The organism is Streptomyces sp. NBC_00388 (assembly GCF_036061255.1).
GTDB lineage: Bacteria > Actinomycetota > Actinomycetes > Streptomycetales > Streptomycetaceae > Streptomyces.
Genome location: NZ_CP107948.1, coordinates 2,012,338 through 2,026,103, shown reverse-complemented (window position 1 = coordinate 2,026,103; position 13,766 = coordinate 2,012,338). Strand labels below are relative to the sequence as shown.

At 71.1% G+C, this 13,766-nt stretch carries 13 protein-coding genes; 7 read left to right on the top strand and 6 right to left on the bottom strand.

From position 1 onward, the window contains the following. Nucleotides 1-72 precede the first annotated feature (72 nt). The gene (locus OG917_RS09270; RefSeq protein ID WP_328317077.1) at nucleotides 73-324 is read left to right on the top strand and encodes a hypothetical protein; all 252 of its coding nucleotides are present in this window, start codon (nucleotides 73-75) and stop codon (nucleotides 322-324) included. Between the two features lie 70 nt (nucleotides 325-394). Here the strand turns inward: OG917_RS09270 and OG917_RS09265 are convergent, their stop codons facing one another. The 3 genes from OG917_RS09265 to OG917_RS09255 all read right to left on the bottom strand — a co-directional run bounded on the left by OG917_RS09265 (nucleotide 395) and on the right by OG917_RS09255 (nucleotide 2,996). Continuing rightward, nucleotides 395-1,534 (bottom strand): S1C family serine protease, encoded by a 1,140-nt coding sequence (locus tag OG917_RS09265; protein WP_328317076.1) that lies wholly within the window; start codon nucleotides 1,532-1,534, stop codon nucleotides 395-397. 71 nt (nucleotides 1,535-1,605) lie between these two features. Then, nucleotides 1,606-2,358, bottom strand: coding sequence for a methyltransferase domain-containing protein (locus OG917_RS09260; protein ID WP_328321759.1), 753 nt, complete (start codon nucleotides 2,356-2,358; stop codon nucleotides 1,606-1,608). Between the two features lie 41 nt (nucleotides 2,359-2,399). Further along, nucleotides 2,400-2,996, bottom strand: coding sequence for a DUF3043 domain-containing protein (locus OG917_RS09255; RefSeq protein ID WP_328317075.1), 597 nt, complete (start codon nucleotides 2,994-2,996; stop codon nucleotides 2,400-2,402). A 345-nt stretch (nucleotides 2,997-3,341) separates the two neighbouring features. Here OG917_RS09255 and OG917_RS09250 point away from each other — a divergent pair, with 345 nt between their 5' ends. The 5 genes from OG917_RS09250 (at nucleotide 3,342) to OG917_RS09230 (ending at nucleotide 9,861) form a co-directional block, all read left to right on the top strand. Further along, a complete protein-coding gene (locus OG917_RS09250; RefSeq protein ID WP_443058929.1) occupies nucleotides 3,342-4,121 on the top strand; it encodes a PspA/IM30 family protein in 780 nt (259 codons plus the stop codon). 9 nt (nucleotides 4,122-4,130) lie between these two features. Then, nucleotides 4,131-4,409 carry a PspA-associated protein PspAA gene (pspAA, locus tag OG917_RS09245; protein ID WP_328317073.1) on the top strand — a complete coding sequence of 93 codons (279 nt, stop codon included), beginning with the start codon at nucleotides 4,131-4,133 and terminating at the stop codon, nucleotides 4,407-4,409. Nucleotides 4,410-4,592: 183 nt separating this feature from the next. Then, complete coding sequence (locus tag OG917_RS09240) at nucleotides 4,593-5,855, top strand: sensor histidine kinase (RefSeq protein ID WP_328317072.1); 1,263 nt, start codon at nucleotides 4,593-4,595, stop codon at nucleotides 5,853-5,855. Beyond that, on the top strand, nucleotides 5,852-6,532 hold the full coding sequence (locus tag OG917_RS09235; RefSeq protein WP_328317071.1) for a response regulator transcription factor: 681 nt from the start codon (nucleotides 5,852-5,854) through the stop codon (nucleotides 6,530-6,532). The genes OG917_RS09240 and OG917_RS09235 overlap by 4 nt, the downstream gene beginning before the upstream one ends. Nucleotides 6,533-6,687: 155 nt before the next feature. Then, a complete protein-coding gene (locus OG917_RS09230; RefSeq protein ID WP_328317070.1) occupies nucleotides 6,688-9,861 on the top strand; it encodes an efflux RND transporter permease subunit in 3,174 nt (1,057 codons plus the stop codon). A 102-nt stretch (nucleotides 9,862-9,963) separates the two neighbouring features. Here the strand turns inward: OG917_RS09230 and nadA are convergent, their stop codons facing one another. Next, entirely contained in the window at nucleotides 9,964-11,154 is a 1,191-nt protein-coding gene (gene nadA, locus OG917_RS09225; RefSeq protein ID WP_328317069.1) for a quinolinate synthase NadA, read from the bottom strand. A gap of 314 nt (nucleotides 11,155-11,468) precedes the next feature. On the opposite strand from nadA, the gene OG917_RS09220 reads away from it, so the two are divergent. Next, nucleotides 11,469-11,825 (top strand): HesB/IscA family protein, encoded by a 357-nt coding sequence (locus OG917_RS09220; protein WP_164264231.1) that lies wholly within the window; start codon nucleotides 11,469-11,471, stop codon nucleotides 11,823-11,825. 83 nt (nucleotides 11,826-11,908) lie between these two features. On the opposite strand, the gene OG917_RS09215 is transcribed toward OG917_RS09220, so the two are convergent. Together OG917_RS09215 and OG917_RS09210 are read right to left on the bottom strand one after the other, a co-directional pair. Beyond that, entirely contained in the window at nucleotides 11,909-13,390 is a 1,482-nt protein-coding gene (locus tag OG917_RS09215; RefSeq protein ID WP_328317068.1) for a hypothetical protein, read from the bottom strand. 129 nt (nucleotides 13,391-13,519) lie between these two features. After that, the gene (locus OG917_RS09210) at nucleotides 13,520-13,729 is read right to left on the bottom strand and encodes a hypothetical protein (RefSeq protein WP_328317067.1); all 210 of its coding nucleotides are present in this window, start codon (nucleotides 13,727-13,729) and stop codon (nucleotides 13,520-13,522) included. Nucleotides 13,730-13,766: the final 37 nt, after the last annotated feature.

Sequence of the window (13,766 nt, the reverse complement as noted above, 5' to 3'; positions counted from 1 at the left end):
CCGGGGAGACCCGTGCGGGATCCCGGCCGGCCGAAGACAGCGCGATATCAGCGTGGCATCCAGGAGGCGGACATGGCATGGACGTGGCGGTTCGAGAAGTCCGACGGTACGGAGACGCAGCCGTCGGTGGCGCCGGATGAGTTCACCACGCAGGGCGACGCGGAATCCTGGGTCGGCGAGGTGTGGAAGGAGCTCGCCGAAGGGGGAGCCGACCAGGTGACGCTCTTCGAGGACGGCAACAAGATCTACGGCCCGATGAGCCTGCACCCGCAGGAGCCGGCGGCGGACGCCGCGGACCCCGCGGACGCGGCGGACCCGGCCTGAGCGAGGCGGGGCAGAGGGCAGGGGCGGGGCCCGCGCGGGTGCCGCCCCGTGCCTCTGCCCCGCCCCGGCCTCACATCGTGCCGAGCGTGATCTCGGTGGTCCTCGTCTTGCCTGAGCGCTCGTAGCCGAGCTTGACCTTCTGTCCCGGCTTGTACGACGCGAGTGTCTCGGAGAGCTGCGTCAGCGACGTGACCGGGGTGGAGGCCAGCCGGGTGACGATGTCCCCGGTGCGCAGCCCGGCAGCCTTCGCCGCGCCGTTCCCCGTCAGGGCCACCACCGCGACCCCCGCGGGCTGACCGCCCGCGCTCACGACGGTGCGTCCGGTGATTCCCAGGGCCGCCCGGCCCGAGTTGGTGACCTTGCCGTCCTTGATGATCTGGTCCGCGATGTTGGTGACCATCGAGGACGGGATGGCGAAGCCGATGCCGGGCGCCGCGCCGCTGCCCAGCTGCGGGTCGGTCGCCGCCAGGGTGGGGATGCCGATGACCTTCCCGTCCAGGCCGACCAGCGCGCCGCCGCTGTTGCCGGGGTTGATCGCCGCCGAGGTCTGCACCATGTTCCCGATGGTGGCGCCGGTGCCGCCCCCGGAACTGCCCTCGCTGACGGTACGCCCGGTCGCCGAGACGATCCCCTGGGTGACGCTGCTGGAGAGCCCCAGCGGGGAACCCAGCGCGAGCACGATCTTCCCCATGTCGACCTTGGACGACTGGCTGAAGGAGGCGGCCTTCAGCCCGGACGGCACCTTGTCGAGCTTGATGACAGCCAGGTCCTGCGCGGGGTAGCTGGAGACGAGGCGGGCGTGCAGCTGTCCGCCGCCGGTCGCCGATGTGACCTTGAACTGCTTGGCCTTGCCGACCACATGGGCGTTGGTGACGATGTCGCCCTTGGCGTCGTAGACGATGCCCGAACCGAGGTCGTTGCCCGACTCGATCTGGACGACCGAGGGCAGGACGTTCTTGATCACCTGCTCGTAGTTGCTCTGCAGGGCGTTCCCGCCGGTGGCCGAGGCATCGTCGGACCCGGAGTCGGCGGCGGGCGACGAGGACGGGCCGGAACCGGCTGCGAGGGCGGACCGGGCGCCGGAGCCCGAGCAGCCGCCGAGCAGGGCGACGCCGCAGATCCCTGCGGTCAACGGCAGCAGCAGCCGCTGCACACGGCTGCGGACACGGCCACGGGCAGGACCACGGACACGGTTACGGGAGAGCTCCATGTCCGTAGTGTCGCTTTTGTCAAGAGGGGTCTGCCTGCGGTGCGCCGCCGATCAGGGGAGTGCTGCGGGCGTCAGCCCCGCACGCCGCACAGATGCAGCAGCGCCGCCACGCTCTTGTACGGTTCGGTGCGCCCGGCGCGGTCCTCGGCGGCCAGCAGCTGGTCGAGCTCGTGGGCGGCAGGCAGGACTTCGTCATTGCCCACGTTGTCGGTGAAGACCCGGACCCCGTACCAGGCGTGCAGGGGCGCGGCGATCCCGGCCAGGGTGGCGGTGAGCGCTTCGAGCCGGTCGGCGCGGACCGTCAGGCCCAGCCGGTTGGTGTAGGTGGCGCTGTCGAAGCCGGCCAGCGCGGTCGGCCAGTCGGCCGCCATCCCCGCCCGCATGGCCAGCGCGTCCGCGTTCCGTACGAGCAGCGAGAGCAGCCCGCCGGGTGCCAGCATCCGGGCCAGCCCGGCCAGCATCGCGTCGGGCTCCTGGACGTACATCAGCACGCCGTGGCAGAGCACCACGTCGAAGCTGCCGGGCAGGAAGTGCGCACCGGTCTCCCGGCCGTCGCCGTCCAGCAGCCGCATCCGCTCCCTGATGCCCTCGGGCTCGGTGGCCAGGGCCTCCCTGGCCACCTTGAGCATCGCGGGGTCGGACTCCAGACCGGTCACGGTGTGCCCGGCGCGGGCCAGGCGCAGGGCCTGAGTGCCCTGCCCCGTGCCGACGTCGAGGATCCGCAGCCGCTGGCCCACCGGGAAACGTGCCGCGAGCTGCTCGTCGAGCTGGCGCGCGACGAGCTCCTGGCGGACGGTGTTGCGGAGCCCTCCCAGACCCTTCAGCCATGCTGCCGAAGCGCCGTCGAACCCCGGTGCGCCCGTGCTCAGGGCCGCTCTCCGCGCTTGACCTGGGGCTTGGGAAGCCGCATCCGGCGCATCTGGAGCGTACGCATCAGGCCGTAGGCCAGGGCGCCGCGCTTGGGCTCGTCGGGGAAGCGCTCGTTCATCTGCTTCCGCATCCGGAACCAGATGCCGGCCGAGTCGATGATGATCAGCACGATCACGATGAGCCAGAGCAGCAGGGCGATGCTCTGCACGCCGGGCAGCTGGATGACGCTCAGGACCAGGATGACCACGGCGAGCGGCAGGAAGAACTCGGCGAGGCACCAGCGCGAGTCCACGTAGTCCCGCGCGAAGCGGCGGACCGGGCCCTTGTCCCGGGCCGGCAGATAACGCTCGTCACCGCTGGCGAGAGCCTGGCGCTGCTTGGCCATGTCCGCGCGGCGGGCCTCGCGCTGACGCTTGGAGGCCTCCTTGCGGTCGGTCGTAGGAGTGACCGCGCGGCGTCGCTGGGACTGCGCATCATTCCGCTTGGGGGTGGGGCGACCCTTGGGAGCCTGCGGGTCGCGGGGCTGCTTGGAGAGGTCCGGAGTCACCTTCGCGGTGCGGACCTTCTCTTCATTGGCGCGGCTTCGGAACACAAAACCCAAGGGTACGGGGTGGCGTGCGGGGCACCAGGACCGAGGGGGAACGATCCCGCAACGGTCTGCTGGGCCGCGTGTCCTCCGGGTGGCCGCCATGGGCCCGTACGCGGGCCGGGCGATGCCCTCCTCACGGGCGCACCCGCCGTCGTTTCCGCCGGTTCTGCCCGGTCTGCAGGGCTTTCCCGGGGTCGCTCCTACTCCCTGGGCGTGAGCGGATCCGCCTCAGGTCGTCCTGGAGGAGGAGCGCATCCGCTCCCGAACAGTGCGGTAATGGATGCAGGCCCCGTAGTGTGGGTTCAAGTGCTGGAGCTGAAGTCCGTCAGAAGGGGGCGCGCGAAGCCCATGAGCGGTGTCATGAAGCGTATGGGAATGATCTTCCGCGCGAAGGCCAACAAGGCCCTGGACCGGGCCGAGGATCCGCGTGAGACCCTCGATTACTCGTACCAGAAGCAGCTCGAACTGCTGCAGAAGGTACGCCGGGGGGTCGCCGATGTGGCCACCTCGCGCAAGCGTCTCGAACTGCAGCTGAACCAGTTGCAGGGACAGTCCGGCAAGCTGGAGGACCAGGGGCGCAAGGCCCTCGCGCTGGGCCGTGAGGACCTGGCCCGGGAGGCACTGTCGCGCCGTGCCGCCCTCCAGCAGCAGGTCACCGACCTGGAGACGCAGCACCAGACGCTGCAGGGCGAGGAGGAGAAGCTCACTCTCGCCGCCCAGCGTCTGCAGGCCAAGGTCGACGCCTTCCGTACGAAGAAGGAGACCATCAAGGCCACCTACACGGCCGCTCAGGCACAGACCCGGATCGCCGAGTCCTTCTCGGGCATCTCCGAGGAGATGGGCGACGTCGGCCAGGCCATCGCACGGGCCGAGGACAAGACGGCCCAGCTGCAGGCCAGGGCGGGCGCGATCGACGAGCTGCTCGCCTCGGGCGCACTGGACGACCAGTCCGGCATGGGCAAGGACGACATCTCCGCCGAGCTGGACCGGATCTCCGGTGGTACGGATGTGGAGCTGGAACTGCAGCGCATGAAGGCCGAGCTGGCGGGCGGGTCCTCCGGGAACCAGCAGGCCATCGAGGGCAATCAGCCGCAGGACAGGCCCCATCCGAATCTGGACAAGCAGTAGGGACGCGTCATGATCGTACGGATCATGGGTGAAGGTCAGATGGAGCTGGCCGACAGCCATCTGGCCGAGCTCAACAAGCTGGACGACGATCTGCTCACCGAGGTGGAGGGCGGCGACGAAGCGGGCTTCCGTCGCACACTCCTCGCCCTGCTCGACAAGGTCCGTGAGCTGGGCGCACCGCTCCCGGACGACTCGCTGGCCCCCTCGGAGCTGATCCTGCCGCCCGCCGACGCGACCCGCGCGGACGTCAGGGACATGCTCAACGACGACGGTCTGATCCCGGGCTGAGCCCCTTCCGGCCCGGCCGGATCCCACCGGCGGCATCCTGTCCGGCGCCCCGTCCGTCCCGCCCTCCCACCAGGCGCGGAGAAGGGCGGGGCGCCGTGCTGTGCGCACGGCTCCGGGACCTGGAGCGGCAGCGGAGAACGGGCCGTCCGGACCACGCGGCGGTACGCCGTACCGTTGCTCGACGTGACCTCCCCGTCGAAAGCCGCCACCCGCTACGCCCGGGCCAGCGGCTGGCTGCGCGCCCATCCGCTGGCGCTCGACGCCGTGCTGGCCCTGGCCGTGCTCGTCTGCATGATCACCGGTTCGTTCGCCGACACCGGCGGCCCCGACGGCCCGACCTTCGGCACCAGGAGCCCGGAGCTGCGCAGCGTCGTCCTGATGGTGGTGGGCGCCGCGGCCCTGGTGCTGCGGCGGCGCCGTCCGATGCCCGTCCTGGCGGTGACCGGAGCGGTCACCCTGGTCGAGCTGATCGCGGGGGAGCCGCCGGCGCCGGTCGCGATGAGCGCGGTCATCGCGCTCTACACCGTCGCCTCCCGCACCGACCGCCCCACCACCTGGCGGGTCGGGCTGCTCACCATGGCCGTGCTGACGGCGTCGGCCATGTGCTTCAGCCGGACCTCGTGGTACTCCCAGGAGAACCTCGGGATCTTCGCCTGGACCGGTATGGCATCGGCCGCCGGGGACGCCGTACGCAGCCGCCGCGCCTTCGTCGACGCGATACGGGAGCGGGCCGAGCGGGCCGAGCGCACCCGTGACGAGGAGGCCAGACGCCGGGTCGCCGAGGAGCGGCTGCGGATCGCCCGCGACCTTCATGATGTCGTCGCCCACCACATCGCCCTGGTCAACGTCCAGGCCGGCGTGGCGGCGCACGTCATGGACAGGCGTCCGGACCAGGCGAAGGAGGCGCTCGCCCACGTACGGGCTGCGAGCCGCTCCGCGCTGAACGAACTGCGCGCCACCGTCGGCCTGCTGCGCCAGTCCGGCGACCCCGAGGCACCCACCGAGCCTGCCCCGGGACTCGCGGTGCTCGACGCGCTGGTGGACACCTTCCGCAATGCCGGGCTCCCGGTGGAGGTGGCCTGCAGCCACGAGGGGACCGAGATGCCCGCCGCGGTCGACCTGGCCGCGTACCGGATCATCCAGGAGGCCCTGACCAATGTGCGCAAGCACGCGGGGCCCGGCGCCAGGGCCGAGGTCAGTGTGGTGCGGGTGGGCCCGGCCGTGGAGGTCACCGTCATCGACGACGGCGCGGGCGGCGAGGCGGCGGCAGGATCGGAGAGCGCCGGATACGGCACGGCTCAGGCGGGCGGGGGGCACGGTCTGATCGGGATGCGCGAACGGGCGGCCGCGCTGCGCGGCTCCTGCTCGGCGGGGCCCCGCTTCGGCGGTGGCTTCCGCGTACAGGCGATACTGCCGGTCACGGCCGGAGCGGGGGAGGACGTATGACGATCAGGGTGTTGCTCGCCGACGACCAGACGCTGCTGCGCAGCGCGTTCCGGGTGCTGGTGGACTCGGAGCCCGACATGGAGGTCGTCGGGGAGGCGGCGGACGGCGCGCAGGCGGTGGCCCTCGCCCGCTCGGAGGCCCCCGACGTCGTCCTGATGGACATCCGGATGCCCGGCACGGACGGGCTCGCCGCCACCCGCACGATCAGCACCGACCCCGAACTCACCGCGGTACGCGTGGTGATGCTCACCACCTTCGAGGTGGACGAGTACGTCGTCCAGTCCCTGCGGGCCGGCGCGTCCGGCTTCCTCGGGAAGGGCGCCGAGCCGGAGGAGCTGCTCAGCGCGATCCGTATCGCGGCGGCGGGGGAGGCACTGCTCTCCCCGGTGGCCACCAAGGGGCTCATCGCGCGATTCCTTGCCCAGGGCGGCAGTTCGGACGGATCGGACCCCGAGGCGTACGCGGGCCGGCTCGCCGCGCTCACCGTCCGCGAGCGTGAGGTGCTCGTCCAGGTCGGCGGCGGCCACTCCAACGACGAGATCGCCGAACGGCTGGCGGTCAGCCCCCTCACCGTCAAGACCCATGTGAACCGGGCGATGGCGAAGCTCGGCGCCCGCGACCGGGCCCAATTGGTGGTAATTGCCTACGAATCGGGCCTGGTCCACCCAAGGGCGTAGCGACGGCATACTCCACCTGCGGTATGTGCCGGATAAGTAAGGGACCTGGGAGCGACGAATCCGGCCCGCCGGATGGCAGAAGGTAGGAGTGGGTCACACGTGCCCCTTCATCCCTTCGGTTACACCTGCCTCGCACGCCACAGAAGAGAGACCCCATGTCCTGGCTGTCCAGATTCAGCCTCGCGCAACGGGCCCTGATCGGGCTGATATCGATCGTCGCCGTCGTCTTCGGTGCGATCGCGATACCGCAGCTCAAGCAGCAGCTGCTGCCCACCATCGAACTGCCGATGGTCTCGGTGCTCGCCCCGTACCAGGGCGCGTCCCCCGACGTGGTCGAGAAGCAGGTCGTCGAACCGCTGGAAGACACCATCAAGGCTGTCGACGGCATCAAGGGCGTCACCTCCACGGCGAGCGAGGGCAACGCCGTGATCATGGCCCAGTTCGACTACGGCAACGGCACCAAGCAGCTCGTCGCCGATGTCCAGCAGGCCGTGAACCGCGCCCGGGTGAAGATCCCGGACTCGGTCGACCCGCAGGTCGTCGCCGGTTCCACCGACGACATCCCGACGGTCGTCCTCGCCGTCACGTCCGACAAGGACCAGCAGGCGCTCTCCGACCAGCTCGACCGCTCGGTCGTCCCGGTCCTCCAGGACATCGACGGCGTCGGCCAGGTCAACGTCGACGGTGTGCGGGACCTCCAGGTCACCGTCACCCCCGACGCCAGGAAGCTGGCGACCGCCGGGCTGAACGCGGCGACGCTCAGCCAGGCACTCCAGGCGGGCGGCGCCACGCTCCCGGCCGGTGCGTTCTCCGAGGACGGCAAGAGCCGCACGGTCCAGGTCGGCGGCGGCTACACCTCGCTGAAGCAGATCGAGGACCTGCGCGTCACCGGCCAGGCCGCCCCGGGCGGTGCCTCCCCCTCGGGCCGGGCCCCGAAGCCGGTGCGCCTCGGCGACATCGCCAAGGTCGCCGAACAGCCCGCGAGCGCGGTCTCGATCACGCGCACGGACGGGAAGCCCAGCCTCTCCCTCTCGCTGACGATGGACCAGGACGGCAGCGCCGTCGCCATCTCCGACGCGGTCAAGGACAAGCTGCCCGCGCTGCGCAAGACCCTCGGCTCCGACAGCGACCTGAAGGTCATCTTCGACCAGGGTCCTTCCGTCTCGAAGTCGATCTCAGGCCTCACCACCGAGGGCGCCCTCGGCCTCCTCTTCGCCGTGATCGTGATCCTCGTCTTCCTGGCGTCGCTCCGCTCCACCCTGGTGACGGCGCTCTCCATCCCGCTCTCGGTGCTCCTGGCACTGATCGTGCTGTGGACCCGTGACCTCTCGCTCAACGTGCTCACCCTCGGCGCGCTGACCATCGCGATCGGCCGGGTGGTCGACGACTCGATCGTCGTCCTGGAGAACATCAAGCGGCATCTGAGCTACGGCGAGGAGCGCCAGACGGCGATCATCGGCGCGGTCCGTGAGGTCGCGGGCGCGGTCACGTCCTCCACCCTGACGACCGTGGCCGTCTTCCTGCCGATCGGCCTCGTCGGCGGCATGGTGGGACAGCTCTTCGGCTCGTTCTCCATCACGGTCACCGCGGCGCTGCTGGCCTCGCTGCTGATCTCGCTGACCGTGGTCCCGGTCTTCTCGTACTGGTTCCTGCGGGCGCCCAAGGGCTCGGCGGGCGTCGACCCGCAGGAGCTGCGCCGCAGGGCCGAGGAGAAGGAGGAGCGCAGCCGCCTGCAGCGCTTCTACGTCCCGGTGCTCCGCTTCGCGACCCGGCGCCGTATCACCAGCCTGGTCATCGCGGCCGTGGTGCTCGTCGCCACCTTCGGGATGGCTCCGCTGCTCAAGACCAACTTCTTCGACCAGGGCGACCAGGACACCCTCTCGCTCACCCAGAAGCTCGACCCGGGCACCAGCCTGCAGACCGCGGACGCCGCGGCCAGGAAGGTCGAGAAGGTGCTCGACGGCATCGACACGATCAAGGACTACCAGGTCACGGTCGGCTCCTCCGGCTTCGCAGCCGCCTTCGGCGGCGGTACGGGCGCCAACCAGGCCTCGTACCAGGTGACCCTGAAGAACGCGTCGGACTACGACAAGACCCAGGACCGCATCGAGAAGGGCCTGGCCGGGCTGCACGGCATCGGCGACGCCAGCGTCGGCAGCGGCGGCGGCTTCGGCGACCAGGACCTCAGCGTCGTGGTCAAGGCGGGCGACGGCGACACGCTCAAGAAGGCGTCCGAGCAGGTACGGGCCGCCGTGGCCAAGCTCGACCACGTCAAGGACGTGGAGAGCGACCTCTCGCAGAGCGTGCCGCGGATCTCCGTGAAGGCCAACTCCAGGGCAGCCGCCGCGGGGTACAACGAGACGACGCTGGGCGCTGCCGTGGGCCAGGCGGTCCAGGGCACCACGTCGGGCAAGATGATCCTGGACGACACCGAGCGGGACGTCGTCGTGAAGTCGGCGCAGCCGGCCACCACCCTCGCCCAGCTGAAGAAGCTCAGCCTCGGCGCGGTCAGGCTCGGCGACATCGCCACGGTCGAGCTGGTCCCCGGACCGGTCTCGATGACCCGCATCGACGGCGCCCGCGCCGCGACGATCACGGCGAAGCCGACCGGCGACAACACGGGCGCGGTCACCACCGCGCTCCAGTCGAAGATCGACGGCATCAAGAAGGCACTGCCCAGCGGCGCGACCGTCCAGATCGGTGGCATCTCGTCCGACCAGAGCAGCGCGTTCAAGAACCTGGCGCTGGCCATGCTGGCGGCCATCGCGATCGTCTTCATGCTGCTGGTGGCGACGTTCCGCTCGCTGGTCCAGCCGCTGATCCTGCTGGTCTCGATCCCGTTCGCGGCCACCGGCGCCATCGGCCTGCTGCTCGTCACCGGTACCCCGATGGGTGTCCCGGCGATGATCGGCATGCTGATGCTCATCGGCATCGTGGTCACCAACGCGATCGTGCTGATCGACCTGATCAACCAGTACCGCTCGCAGGGTCTCGGTGTGGTCGAGGCGGTCGTGGAGGGCGGCAGGCACCGTCTGCGGCCGATCCTGATGACCGCACTGGCGACGATCTTCGCGCTGCTCCCGATGGCGCTCGGCGTCACAGGCGAGGGCGGTTTCATCTCGCAGCCGCTGGCCGTGGTGGTGATCGGCGGTCTGATCACGTCGACGCTGCTGACGCTGCTGCTGGTGCCGACGCTCTACGCGCTGGTGGAGCTCCGCAAGGAGCGCCGGGCCGCGAAGAAGGCGGCCAAGCGCGCCAGGAAGGCGGACGGCGCGGACCCGGCAGGTGCCGAGTCGCCGTCGGACGAGCCGGAGCCCGCCAACGTCTGACCGGCACACGCACGAGCGGGCCCCGCACCGGCATCCGGTGCGGGGCCCGCCCGCGTCCTGCCAACGCCCTGGCTCTCCGGGGCTGGCGGCGGCACCACTGCGTTACGGCAGCGCCAGCATCTGCTCCAGGGCCAGCTTCGCGTACTTCTCGGTCTCCGGATCGACCTCGATCCGGTTCACCGTCTTGCCGTCGGCGAGCGACTCCAGTGTCCAGACCAGGTGCGGCAGATCGATCCGGTTCATGGTCGAGCAGAAGCACACCGTCTTGTCGAGGAAGACGATCTCCTTGTCCGGGTGGGCTGCGGCCACCCGGCGCACCAGGTTCAGCTCGGTCCCGATCGCCCACTTCGAAGCGGCGGGCGCCGCGTCGAGCGCCTTGATGATGTACTCGGTCGAGCCCACCTCGTCCGCCGCCGACACGACTTCGTGCTTGCACTCGGGGTGGACGAGGACCCGCACGCCGGGGATGCGCTCACGGACGTCGTTCACCGAGTCCAGCGAGAAGCGTCCGTGCACCGAGCAGTGCCCGCGCCACAGAATCATCCTGGCCCCGCGCAGCTGCTCGGTGGTGAGGCCGCCGTTCGGCTTGTGCGGGTTGTACAGGACGCAGTCCTCCAGCGACATTCCCAGGTCCCTCACCGCGGTGTTGCGGCCCAGGTGCTGGTCGGGGAGGAAGAGGACCTGCTCGCCCTGGCCGAAGGCCCACTCCAGGGCGCGCTGCGCGTTGGACGACGTACAGATGGTGCCGCCGTGCCGCCCGGTGAAGGCCTTGATGTCGGCGGACGAGTTCATGTACGAGACGGGTACGACCCGGTCGGCGATACCGGCATCGGTCAGTACGTCCCAGCACTCGGCGACCTGCTCGGCGGTGGCCATGTCGGCCATCGAGCAGCCCGCCGCCAGGTCGGGGAGTACGACCTTCTGGTCGTCCGTGGTCAGGATGTCGGCCGACTCGGCCATGAAGTGCACACCGCAGAAGACGATGTACTCGGCCTCCGGCCTGGCAGCGGCGTCGCGGGCGAGTTTGAAGGAGTCGCCGGTCACATCGGCGAACTGGATGACCTCGTCGCGCTGGTAGTGGTGGCCGAGCACGAAGACCTTGTCCCCGAGCTTCTCCTTGGCGGCACGTGCGCGCTCGACCAGGTCCGGGTCGGAGGGCGCGGGCAGGTCGCCCGGGCACTCCACACCGCGCTCGCTCTTCGGGTCCGCCTCGCGGCCGAGCAGCAGCAGCGCGAGCGGCGAGGGCTGTACATCGAGATCCTGACGGGGCTGGGCGGTGGTCACGACACGCACCCTTTCTTCTCAAGAAAAAACGCGCGGCTTGTGCCGCTCCGGTGGAGCCGGTGCTTTCACCGGGGCCTTTTCGTCTAAATGACGCTATCTATCATAGCTGCTTCACGTCACCTTGACGATGGCAATCTCGTCAATGTGACGTATCCCTGGACGCCCAGCTTCGTGACGCCGCGCGGGGGGTGTGCGAGCATGAAGGGGCAAAGAGAAGTACCGGGCCCGGAATGAATCCGCGGCCCTGCCGGTTGCAACGGTCGGCAAGCAGTCCGTACTTCCCCCGCCGCTCCGGCGGGGAGACCCTCCCGGGAGTGAAGCAGATGTCCGTATCGGACGAGAAGACCACGGTGAGCGACGGCATCCTCCTGTCCGACGCTGCCGCGTCCAAGGTCAAGGCCCTGCTCGACCAGGAAGGCCGTGACGACCTCGCACTCCGCGTGGCCGTCCAGCCCGGCGGTTGCTCCGGCCTCCGTTACCAGCTCTTCTTCGACGAGCGCTCGCTCGACGGCGATGTGGTCAAGGACTTCGGCGGCGTCAAGGTCGTCACCGACCGGATGAGCGCTCCGTACCTGGGTGGCGCCTCCGTCGACTTCGTCGACACCATCGAGAAGCAGGGCTTCACCATCGACAACCCGAACGCCACCGGCTCCTGCGCCTGCGGCGACTCGTTCAGCTAGTCCGCCGTTCGCGTCCCCGGACGTGTGCAGGCGCCCCGAGGGGGCGGCCCCGGAGAGATCCGGGACCGCCCCCTCGGCTGTTCCTAGCGGCCCATCCGCGGGACGGGGTCACCGGTTGCCGCGTTGACGACCTGCCTGCTGCCCAGCGGCTGCTCCAGCTGCACCTTCTGCGTCACCGGAGCGATGATGTCGGGGCAGACCGCTCCGGGCTTCCGGCTCGGCGCGGTCAGCGCCACCCGCACGGCGCTCCGGCTCTCGGTGGTCCGGATGGTGTACCGCCCGCACACCTGGCCCACGATGCGCAGGGTCAGGCTCCGGCCGTCGGCGCGGTACCCCGTCGGGGCCTGGTCCGAGCCGCCTGGCCGGTTGCTCTCCGCGGGCGGCTCCGGCTTCTTCAGATAGCGGTCCGCCACCGCCGTCGCGGTGACCGTGACGGGCCCCGCCGTACCCGCGGGCCGGGTCTCGAACAGCCATGAGGGGACGAGGAGCTGCTGTCCTCCGGCCATCCGTACCGCGAGCCCCAGCTCCGCGTGGCTGACGGTCACCTGCCGGGGCCCGGACGATCCGGCCGGCGGTGTGCACCCCGCGGACGGCGGTGCGCTCCCCGTACCGGCCCCGGCGGCCGAGCGCGCGGTGAGCGGCTCCATGGTGGCGCAGCCACCGGTCTCGCCGCCGTCCGTTGCGGCGCCGCCCGCCCCGCCCGCGGGCGCGTTGAGGCGCTTCAGTGCCCCGGCCGCGCCGATCAGCGGATACTCCGGCCCCTTGACGGGAGCCTTCAGTGAGCCGCTGCCGCCGGTCAGCCGGCCGTCCGCCCCGATCTGCAGCCCTGTCGTCCACCCGTACGTGGGCAGCCCGCCGATCTCCGGGTCGGCGTTGACCACCCGCACCGACCCCATCACCCGCCCGGCGTCGAGCTTCGCGCCGCTCTCGCCCAGCGCCTTCAGCACCGGTGCCGCCGCGGCCTTCGCCGCCTGCTCACCGACGGGCTTCCCGTCGCCTGCCGATGGCGCCCCGCCGGACGAACAGCCCTTGCCGAGTGGGCAGTTGTCACTTCCGCCGCTGCCGAACCGGGTGAACGTCCAGGCTCCCGGAGCCTGTCGGGTGACCTGGAGCAGTGGCCCCGACCCGTCCTTGCCCGCGCCCACCCTCCAGGCCTCACCCACCCGGCGTGGCGTGCCCGGCACGCCGAGCGCGCCGGCCAGCCGCGCCACCTCGGCGGCGGTGACGGTGCCATCGGCGCGGTACACCGGAGCTGTCTTCGGCGGGTCCGGGAGTGGGCCTTCGGCGCGGTAGACGGCGCCCCGCGGGTCGGGCTCCCCCGGCGCGATGCCCGGGGAACCGCCGCTGCGCGCCGACTGGTCGAGAGCCAGGGGAGGGGGGTCGGCGGCGCCGCCGGGGGCGCCGCTGGTCTCCGTGCCGCCGCTGTCGTGGCCGGCCGCGGTCGCCGCCCAGTAGGCGCCTCCGCCTCCGGCCAGCAACACCGCCGCTGCCACCGAGGTGACGGCGGCGGGGGACCGCCGCCGCCGGGGACGTGCCGTGTCGTGCTCGGGTCGTTCGCTGCTCACCGCATGCTCCTTCGACTCCGCTGCCGCCCACTGCCGTGTGGCATCTCCCCCGTGCGGGGGAACGGTGGTGGGACGGTGCGGGGGAGCTCGCGGTTCCCTCCGCGGCCTCTCCGCCGCCTGCGGGGCCGCTCAGTCGCCGTACTCGGACATGGCGTCGATGAGCCGCGCGGACGCGGGCGGCACGGTGACGCCGTGGATCAGCGACGGGGGGACGGGCGCCGGCGCGGGCCCCGCGGGAACCACCCAGTGGGGCGCCATGCGCGCGCAGTCGCCACGCAGATCGGTGAGGTCGGCTTCGGGCTCGGACGGGGCAGCGGTCCGGGACGCGGTGAAGTTCATATTCCAGCCTAGGCACGGGTCCGCCTGCGGAGAAAGC

Excerpts from the sequence above, each read along its gene's own strand:
- OG917_RS09270 (WP_328317077.1), top strand. The coding sequence starts at position 73 with ATGGCATGGACGTGGCGGTTCGAGAAGTCCGACGGTACGGAGACGCAG.
- OG917_RS09265 (WP_328317076.1), bottom strand. The coding sequence starts at position 1,534 with ATGGAGCTCTCCCGTAACCGTGTCCGTGGTCCTGCCCGTGGCCGTGTC.
- OG917_RS09250 (WP_443058929.1), top strand. The coding sequence starts at position 3,342 with ATGAGCGGTGTCATGAAGCGTATGGGAATGATCTTCCGCGCGAAGGCC.
- pspAA (WP_328317073.1), top strand. The coding sequence starts at position 4,131 with ATGATCGTACGGATCATGGGTGAAGGTCAGATGGAGCTGGCCGACAGC.
- OG917_RS09235 (WP_328317071.1), top strand. The coding sequence starts at position 5,852 with ATGACGATCAGGGTGTTGCTCGCCGACGACCAGACGCTGCTGCGCAGC.
- OG917_RS09230 (WP_328317070.1), top strand. The coding sequence starts at position 6,688 with ATGTCCTGGCTGTCCAGATTCAGCCTCGCGCAACGGGCCCTGATCGGG.
- OG917_RS09220 (WP_164264231.1), top strand. The coding sequence starts at position 11,469 with ATGTCCGTATCGGACGAGAAGACCACGGTGAGCGACGGCATCCTCCTG.
- OG917_RS09210 (WP_328317067.1), bottom strand. The coding sequence starts at position 13,729 with ATGAACTTCACCGCGTCCCGGACCGCTGCCCCGTCCGAGCCCGAAGCC.